We start from the raw sequence: 8,498 nt of genomic DNA, 5'->3' as shown, positions 1-8,498 counted from the left end.
CCGTTGCCCCGTTGCCCCGATCCTACCATGGGAGGTTCCGCCTACAGCAACAAACTAGAAGCAAGAAGTGCGCATACGAAGCAGAGACTGAATGCTGTAGAAATGCACAAATCCAGGACTGCCAATGGCAGTACAGAAGAGAAGCTGAGCCCTCGCCCACTGGACAAAGGCGGCTGATAACTAACCAGCCTTCGCTCGATAGCAGCACAAAATCCCGGTGGCACAAAAAGTGGCACAAAATTCAGGCCCCAGACAAAACACCCGCCCATAAAAAAATCCAGTCACCGCTAAGTGACTGGATTTTCTAGGGTTTTTTGGTCGGGACGGAGTGATTCGAACACTCGACCCCTTGCACCCCATGCAAGTGCGCTACCAGGCTGCGCTACGCCCCGACGTTTTGTAGCTCGCTCCGGATCACCGGAAGCGGAGCGAACTATACATTAAGCTTTTGAATTGTGGAAGGTTTTTTTGAAAACTTCACTTCCGCAATACGTGAAGGACATCCTCGAGCTCGGAGATCATCTGGCGGATGAGCTGCTTGTACTGCGTGGTGTCTTCCTTGGCTTCGTCTCCGGAGAGGCGCTGGCGCGCCCCGCCGATGGTGAAGCCTTGATCGTATAGCAGCGCCCGGATCTGCCGAATCATCAGCACATCCTGGCGCTGGTAGTAGCGCCTGTTCCCGCGCCGCTTTACCGGGTTGAGCTGGGGAAATTCCTGCTCCCAGTAACGCAGCACATGGGGCTTGACTGCGCAGAGTTCACTAACTTCGCCAATAGTGAAGTAACGCTTGCCTGGAATCGGCGGTAACTCGTCGTTATGACTTGGTTCCAGCATAAGCTTCGACCCTGGCTTTGAGTTTCTGCCCTGGACGGAAAGTGACCACACGGCGAGCCGTGATCGGGATTTCCTCTCCTGTCTTCGGGTTTCGGCCAGGCCGCTGACGCTTGTCGCGCAAGTCGAAATTGCCGAACCCGGACAACTTCACCTGTTCGTTGTGTTCCAGCGCCTGACGGATTTCCTCGAAGAACAGCTCCACCAATTCCTTGGCTTCCCGTTTATTCAGGCCAAGCTCTTCATAAAGACGTTCAGCCATCTCAGCTTTCGTCAGAGCCCCCATACGCTACTTCCTTAACGTGGCATTGAACCTGTCTTCCAGCGAGGTGACGATGTTTTGCGTTGTGTTGTTCACCTCATCGTCAGTAAGAGTGCGCGATGGATGCTGCCAGGTCAAGCCGACCGCCAAGCTTTTTCTAAGCGGATCAATGCCTTTACCGTGATACACGTCAAATAGCCTGAGGTCAGTCAGCCATTCGCCGGCCGCTTCACGGATGGTGGCGAGCACCGACTCGGCGGCAACGTCGCGATCCACCAGCAGGGCGAGGTCACGGCGCACTTCAGGGAAGCGCGAAAGTTCGCTGAACTTCGGCAGCTTGCCTTGCATCACTTCGGCCAGTACCAGCTCGAACATGTAGACCGGCTGATCCAGGTCCAGTGCCTTGGCGAGCTCCGGGTGCAGTGCACCGAGGAAGCCAACCAGGCGCCCTTCTCTTTCGATGCGAGCGGTCTGACCCGGATGAAGGGCAGGATGTTCGCCCGCCACGAAGCTGAACGCACCGAGGTTGCCAGCAGCGCCGAGGATGGCCTCTACATCCGCCTTGGCATCGTAGAAGTCGATCGCGTCACGGCCGTGTGCCCAGCCTTCCGGTAGACGGGAACCACACAGAACGCCAGACAGCATCGGCTCTTGCTTCAGGCCTTCGAGTTGGCCAACGAAGCGCAGGCCGCTTTCGAACAGGCGCACACGGGACTGCTGGCGATTGAGGTTGTGCTGCAGTGCACTGACCAGGCCCGGCCACAGCGAGGAACGCATGGCGGCCATGTCTGCAGAGATGGGGTTGGCCAGCATCAGCGGCTTCACGCCCGGATTGAACAGCTCGAACAGCTTCGGATCGATGAAGCTGTAGGTAATGGCTTCGTGGTAGCCGCGAGCCACCAGCAGGCGACGCAAGGCCGGCAATTCGACAGCCGCCTCGGAACGTGCGCGGGGCGCGAGGCGGGCTTGCGGGTAACGAACCGGCAGGCGGTTGTAGCCATAGAGACGGCCCAGCTCTTCGATCAGGTCCACTTCCAGGCTGATGTCGAAGCGGTGACTCGGCACTTCAACGCTCCATTGGCCGGCACCTTCAGCGGTGACCTTCAGGTCCAGCGCGGTGAGCAGGCGCTCGATTTCAGCAGCGTCCATCTCCATGCCCAGCATCTGGGTGATGCGATCGGCACGCAGGGTTACCGGCGCAACGTTCGGCAGATGCTCCTGACTGGCGGCTTCGATGATCGGACCGGCTTCGCCGCCAACAATTTCCAGCAGCAGGCCGGTGGCGCGCTCCATGGCTTCGCGGGCGAGTTGGAAGTCGACACCACGCTCGAAGCGGTGGGACGAATCGGTATGCAGGCCGTAGGAACGTGCCTTGCCCGCGACAGCAATGGTGTCGAAGAAGGCGCTTTCCAGGAACAGATCGCAGGTCTTGTTGCTGACGCCGCTGTGCTCGCCACCCATGACGCCGGCGATGGCCAGGGCACGGTTGTGGTCGGCGATGACCAGGGTGTCGGGACGCAGGGTGACTTCCTGGCCGTCCAGCAGGACGAGCTTCTCACCCTCCTCCGCCATACGTACGCGGATGCCACCATTGATCTCGGCGAGATCAAAGGCGTGCATCGGCTGGCCGAGTTCAAGCATCACGTAGTTGGTGATGTCGACTGCGGCATCGATGCTGCGCACTTCGGAGCGACGCAGACGCTCGACCATCCAGAGCGGAGTCGGGCGGGACAGGTCGACGTTGCGGATCACGCGACCGAGATAGCGCGGGCAGGCAGCCGGTGCAGACACTTCGACCGGACGCACTTCGTCATGGGCCGGTGCAACAGCGGCAACTTGCGGACGGGTAACCGGAGCGGCATAGAGCGCACCCACTTCGCGAGCGAGGCCGGACAGGCTCAGGCAGTCGCCACGGTTCGGGGTCAAGCCCAGCTCGATGATCACGTCATCCAGGCCCAGGTAGGCGCGAACGTCCTGCCCAACAGGCGCATCGGCAGCCAGTTCCATCAGGCCATCGTTTTCATCGCTGATCTGCAGTTCGGAAGCAGAACAGAGCATGCCGTTGGACTCGACGCCACGCAGCTTGGCTTTCTTGATCTTGAAGTCGCCCGGCAGTTCAGCGCCGATCATGGCGAAGGGGATCTTCAGGCCGGGGCGCACATTCGGCGCGCCACACACAACCTGCAAGGTCTCGGTGCCATTGCTCACCTGGCAGACGCGCAGCTTGTCGGCGTCCGGGTGTTGTTCGGTGCTCAGCACCTCGCCCACGACCACGCCACTGAAGGCACCGGCTACCGGAGTAACGCTGTCGACTTCAAGGCCAGCCATGGACAGACGAGCCACCAGCTCGTCGCGGGATACCTGCGGGCTTACCCAGCTCCGCAGCCATTGTTCACTGAATTTCATCCTGCTCTCCTAAGGGAATCGTTTCGGACACTACGACCTAGCGGAATTGCGCGAGGAAGCGCAGGTCGTTGTCGAAGAACAGGCGTAAGTCGTTGACGCCATAACGCAGCATGGCCAAACGTTCCACACCCATCCCGAAGGCGAAGCCCTGGTATTTCTCCGGATCGATGCCGGACATGCGCAGCACGTTCGGGTGAACCATGCCGCAGCCCATCACTTCCAGCCAGCCGGTCTGCTTGCACACGCGGCAACCCTTACCGGAGCACATCACGCACTGCATGTCGACTTCGGCAGACGGCTCGGTGAAGGGGAAGAAGGAGGGACGGAAGCGAACGCCGAGGTCTTTCTCGAAGAAAACGCGCAGGAACTCTTCGATGGTGCCCTTGAGATCGGCGAAGCTGATGCCTTCGTCTACCAGCAGGCCTTCAACCTGGTGGAACATCGGCGAGTGGGTGATATCCGAGTCGCAGCGATAGACACGGCCGGGGCAGACGATGCGGATCGGCGGTTGCTGGGACTCCATGGTGCGCACCTGTACCGGCGAGGTGTGGGTACGCAGCAGCATGTTCGCATTGAAGTAGAAGGTGTCGTGCATTGCCCGGGCCGGGTGGTGGCCAGGGATGTTGAGCGCTTCGAAGTTGTGGTAGTCGTCTTCGACCTCAGGGCCTTCGGCAATGCCGTAGCCGATCCGGGTGAAGAACTGCTCGACGCGCTCCAGAGTGCGAGTCACCGGGTGCAGGCCACCAGAGGCCTGACCGCGGCCCGGCAGGGTCACGTCGATACGCTCGGCCGCGAGCTTGGCCGTGAGGGCTGCCTGCTCAAGCGACGCTTTGCGGGTGTTCAATGCGTCCTGAACGCGCTCCTTGGCAGCATTGATCAGGGCACCTACCTTGGGACGCTCCTCTGCCGGCAGGTCACCCAGGGTCTTCATTACCTGGGTCAGTTCGCCCTTCTTGCCAAGGTAGTGAACGCGAATCTGCTCCAAGGCATTCACGTCTTCAGTTTGTTGCACGGCCTCAAGCGCTTGCGAGACCAGCGCATCCAGATTTTCCATGTACAGACTCCAGATACGAAATAGGGGAAGAGCGCAAGGCCCTTCCCCTATCGGTGACGTTCAGCACCGGGCAAGCCCGGTGATTGTCGGGGGACTTAAGCCAGAACGGCCTTAGCTTTCTCGACAATCGCAGCAAACGCCGCTTTTTCGTTCACTGCCAGGTCGGCCAGAACCTTACGGTCGATCTCGATGGCAGCTTTTTTCAGGCCAGCGATCAGGCGGCTGTAGGACAGACCGTTCTGACGAGCACCAGCGTTGATACGAGCGATCCACAGAGCGCGGAACTGACGCTTGCGCTGACGGCGGTCACGGTAGGCGTATTGGCCAGCCTTGATTACCGCCTGCTTGGCAACGCGGAACACACGCGAACGTGCGCCGTAGTAGCCTTTGGCGAGTTTCAGAATCTTTTTGTGACGCTTGCGAGCGATGACGCCACGCTTAACACGAGCCATGAGTAAACTCCTCTAAAATCTTGACCAGATTAACGAACGCGCAGCATGCGCTCTACTTTGCGGACGTCAGACGGGTGCACCAGGGTGCAGCCGCGCAGCTGACGCTTACGCTTGGTAGTCATCTTGGTCAGGATGTGGCTCTTGAAAGCGTGCTTGTGCTTGAAGCCGGAAGCGGTCTTCTTGAAGCGCTTCGCAGCACCGCTCTTGGTTTTCATCTTTGGCATGTTCGGATACTCCGCATTCAATCAATACATATAACCGCAAGGCCTGCCAGTGCCCTGGGGGTTATTTTCGCTTTTTGGGGGCGATGACCATCATCAGCTGGCGTCCTTCCAGCTTAGGATGCTGCTCTACGGTGCCGTATTCGACGAGGTCAGCTTCGACCCGCTTCAACAGCTCCAAGCCCAGCTCCTGGTGGGCCATCTCACGACCGCGGAATCGCAGGGATACCTTGGCCTTGTCCCCTTCACTTAGGAAACGTACCAGGTTGCGTAGTTTTACCTGGTAATCCCCTTCTTCCGTCCCTGGACGAAACTTGATTTCTTTAATCTGCTGCTGGTGCTGGTTCTTCTTTGCCGCAGCGGCCTGCTTCTTCTTCTCGAAGAGGTGCTTGCCGTAATCCATGATCCGGCAAACAGGCGGCACCGCATCGGCAGAAATCTCTACCAGATCCAGCTTGGCTTCTTCAGCAGCGCGAAGCGCTTCATCAATCGAGACGACGCCAATTTGCTGGCCGTCAGCACCAATCAACCGCACCTCACGAGCCGAGATATTCTCGTTGATCGGGGCCTTCGGTTGAGTCCGCTTGTCCTGTCTCATTTCACGCTTAATAGTGATTACTCCAATTCTTGGCGACCACGCCGGGAAACCGTTTGTGCGAGCAACTCAGAGAAGCTTTCGAAGGGCATGGAACCCAGATCGACACCCTCTCGGGTGCGCACAGCAACGGATCGAGTCTCAACCTCCCGGTCTCCAATAACCAAGAGATAGGGAACCTTGAGCAAAGTATGCTCGCGGATTTTAAAGCCGATTTTTTCGTTTCTCAAGTCGGACTTGGCACGGAACCCGCTTTCGTTGAGCGCGCGCTCCACTTCGAGGGCGAAATCGGCCTGTTTGTCGGTGATGTTCATGATCACCGCCTGGGTCGGCGCCAGCCAGGCTGGGAACGCACCAGCGTAGTGCTCGATCAGCATGCCGATGAAGCGCTCGAAGGAACCGAGGATTGCACGATGCAACATCACCGGACGCTTACGGTTGTTATCTTCGGCGATATAGCTGGCATCCAGACGCTCCGGAAGGTTCGGATCGTACTGCAGGGTACCGCACTGCCAGTTACGACCGAGGCAGTCTTTCAGGGTGAACTCGATCTTTGGACCGTAGAACGCACCCTCGCCCGGCTGGTATTCCCAGCTCAGGCCGGACTCGTTGAGCGCATCCGCCAGGGCACCTTCGGCTCGATCCCACAGCTCGTCGGAACCTACGCGCTTGACCGGACGAGTGGACAGTTTCATCGAAATATCGGCGAAACCGAAGTCCTTGTAGACCTGCAGGGTCAGCTTGATGAAGTCAGCCGCTTCCTTCTTCACCTGATCTTCGGTGCAGAAAATGTGAGCATCGTCCTGAGTGAAGCCGCGCACACGCATGATGCCGTGCAGGGCGCCGGACGGCTCGTTACGGTGGCAGGCACCGAACTCGGCCAGACGCAGCGGCAAGTCGCGGTAGGATTTCAGGCCCTGGTTGAAGATCTGCACATGGCACGGGCAGTTCATCGGCTTGACCGCATAGTCGCGACTTTCCGACGAAGTGGTGAACATGTTCTCGGCATAGTTGGACCAGTGGCCCGAACGCTCCCAGAGAATGCGGTCGACCACCTGCGGAGTACGCACCTCCACATAGCCATGATCGCGCTGAACCTTGCGCATGTACTGCTCCAGAACCTGGTAAACAGTCCAGCCACTCGGATGCCAGAACACCATGCCAGGCGCTTCTTCCTGCAGATGGAACAGGTCCAACTGCTTGCCGATACGACGGTGATCGCGCTTTTCAGCCTCTTCGATGCGCTGGATATAGGCAGCCAGCTGCTTCTTGTCAGCCCAGGCAGTGCCATAGATACGCTGCAGTTGCTCATTCTTCGAGTCGCCGCGCCAGTAGGCACCGGAAATCTTTGTTAGCTTGAACGCCTTGAGGAAGCGGGTATTCGGCACGTGCGGACCACGGCACATGTCCACGTATTCCTCATGGAAATACAGGCCCATGGCGGTCTCGTCTGGCATGTCGTCGACCAGGCGCAGCTTGTATTCCTCACCACGCGACTTGAACAGCTCGATAACCTCGGCGCGCGGAGTCATCTTCTTGATGACGTCGTAGTCCTTGTCGATCAGCTCAGCCATACGCTTTTCGATGGCCGCCATATCCTCGAGCGTAAAGGAACGCTCGAAGGCGATGTCGTAATAAAAGCCTTCTTCAATGACCGGACCGATAACCATTTTGGCGCTCGGATAGAGCTGCTTGACGGCATGGCCGACCAGGTGCGCGCAGGAGTGGCGAATGATCTCCAGCCCTTCCTCGTCCTTGGGAGTCACAATCTGCAGCGAGGCATCGTCTTCGATCAGATCGCAAGCATCGACCAGCTTGCCGTTGACCTTACCGGCCAGGGTTGCCTTGGCCAGGCCCGCACCAATGGACTGAGCCACCTCAAGCACGGAAACAGGTTTGTCGAAAGTGCGCTGACTGCCGTCAGGAAGAGTGATGATGGGCATGGCGCCTCCTCTCCTAGTGGTGACCTCTACCAAAGGCCACATGGGTTGGGATGAGCCAGTACGCGATTCGACGGCATGCCTGCCATACGGTGGCAGGAGCCTTGCGGCAAACCAAAGCCGAACCAGAGTCACTGGAGGTAATAATGAAGAGCGGGATGCTTTCAGAAAGCCGAACCCCTGACAAGCGCAAAAAAAGAAAGGGCCACGCGAGTGACCCTTGCCTTCCGAGCGAGCCGGACATCACGCCAATGGTGACAACCTGCCCCAAAACGCCTTGCGCCAAAGGGAATGACACGCTGTAAACGTCACGAAAGCGCACAGTCTAGCACAACGGAATCAATAGCTTAGCGATGTATTTACGGGCGACGGTAGTGAAGCCACCCGGGAAAGAGACAACTCCCGGCAGGAATGACGAGCTGACTCCCCATAAAGATTGCTAGCGACTTGAACGACCCGCAACGCACGAACCACGCAACTGAAGCCCCCCCAGCCCACCGCCCCAAGTCAATCATCACCCTCGCATTTGACCTCTTTCTTGTACTCGTCACGCTTGGCTTCAACCTTGACCCGACAGGGGCCATCCCAGTATTCGTCCTTCCACTCACCCCGGCGCCAAGTCCTGCCACGCCCATCCGGGCACTTGACCTCCAGCTTGTAGTCGCCCTTGTCAGAGACCTCTTTCACGCGACAGGGCCCATCCCGGTACTCGTCTTCCCACTTTTCATCACGATGAT

At 58.6% G+C, this 8,498-nt stretch carries 9 protein-coding genes and 1 tRNA gene; all 10 read right to left on the bottom strand.

The annotated features are described in order from the left end of the window. Positions 1-315: 315 nt before the first annotated feature. A tRNA-Pro gene (locus FFS60_RS11350) sits at positions 316-392 on the bottom strand. An 85-nt stretch (positions 393-477) separates the two neighbouring features. Next, positions 478-834: a MerR family transcriptional regulator gene (locus FFS60_RS11345; protein ID WP_028627713.1), complete on the bottom strand. Its 357-nt coding sequence runs from the start codon at positions 832-834 to the stop codon at positions 478-480. Then, positions 815-1,117, bottom strand: coding sequence for an integration host factor subunit alpha (gene ihfA, locus FFS60_RS11340; RefSeq protein WP_003282572.1), 303 nt, complete (start codon positions 1,115-1,117; stop codon positions 815-817). Before ihfA ends, FFS60_RS11345 begins: the two co-directional genes overlap by 20 nt. Positions 1,118-1,120: 3 nt before the next feature. Further along, positions 1,121-3,499, bottom strand: a complete 2,379-nt coding sequence (gene pheT, locus FFS60_RS11335; protein WP_028627714.1) for a phenylalanine--tRNA ligase subunit beta — start codon at positions 3,497-3,499, stop codon at positions 1,121-1,123. A gap of 37 nt (positions 3,500-3,536) precedes the next feature. Further along, positions 3,537-4,553 carry a phenylalanine--tRNA ligase subunit alpha gene (gene pheS, locus FFS60_RS11330; protein WP_028627715.1) on the bottom strand — a complete coding sequence of 339 codons (1,017 nt, stop codon included), beginning with the start codon at positions 4,551-4,553 and terminating at the stop codon, positions 3,537-3,539. A gap of 95 nt (positions 4,554-4,648) precedes the next feature. Further along, on the bottom strand, positions 4,649-5,005 hold the full coding sequence (rplT, locus tag FFS60_RS11325) for a 50S ribosomal protein L20 (protein WP_016493508.1): 357 nt from the start codon (positions 5,003-5,005) through the stop codon (positions 4,649-4,651). Positions 5,006-5,034: 29 nt separating this feature from the next. After that, the gene (rpmI, locus tag FFS60_RS11320) at positions 5,035-5,229 is read right to left on the bottom strand and encodes a 50S ribosomal protein L35 (RefSeq protein ID WP_016493509.1); all 195 of its coding nucleotides are present in this window, start codon (positions 5,227-5,229) and stop codon (positions 5,035-5,037) included. Between the two features lie 61 nt (positions 5,230-5,290). Beyond that, positions 5,291-5,842 (bottom strand): translation initiation factor IF-3, encoded by a 552-nt coding sequence (gene infC, locus FFS60_RS11315; protein WP_171016514.1) that lies wholly within the window; start codon positions 5,840-5,842, stop codon positions 5,291-5,293. Next, positions 5,842-7,764, bottom strand: a complete 1,923-nt coding sequence (gene thrS, locus FFS60_RS11310; RefSeq protein WP_137822012.1) for a threonine--tRNA ligase — start codon at positions 7,762-7,764, stop codon at positions 5,842-5,844. Before thrS ends, infC begins: the two co-directional genes overlap by 1 nt. Positions 7,765-8,268: 504 nt before the next feature. Next, positions 8,269-8,448 (bottom strand): hypothetical protein, encoded by a 180-nt coding sequence (locus FFS60_RS29025; protein WP_245586481.1) that lies wholly within the window; start codon positions 8,446-8,448, stop codon positions 8,269-8,271. Positions 8,449-8,498: the final 50 nt, after the last annotated feature.

This window comes from Pseudomonas sp. D(2018) (genome assembly GCF_005502555.1).
GTDB lineage: Bacteria > Pseudomonadota > Gammaproteobacteria > Pseudomonadales > Pseudomonadaceae > Metapseudomonas > Metapseudomonas resinovorans.
The sequence above is the reverse complement of the archived record's forward strand: the minus strand, read 5'-3'. Positions and strand labels throughout refer to the sequence as shown.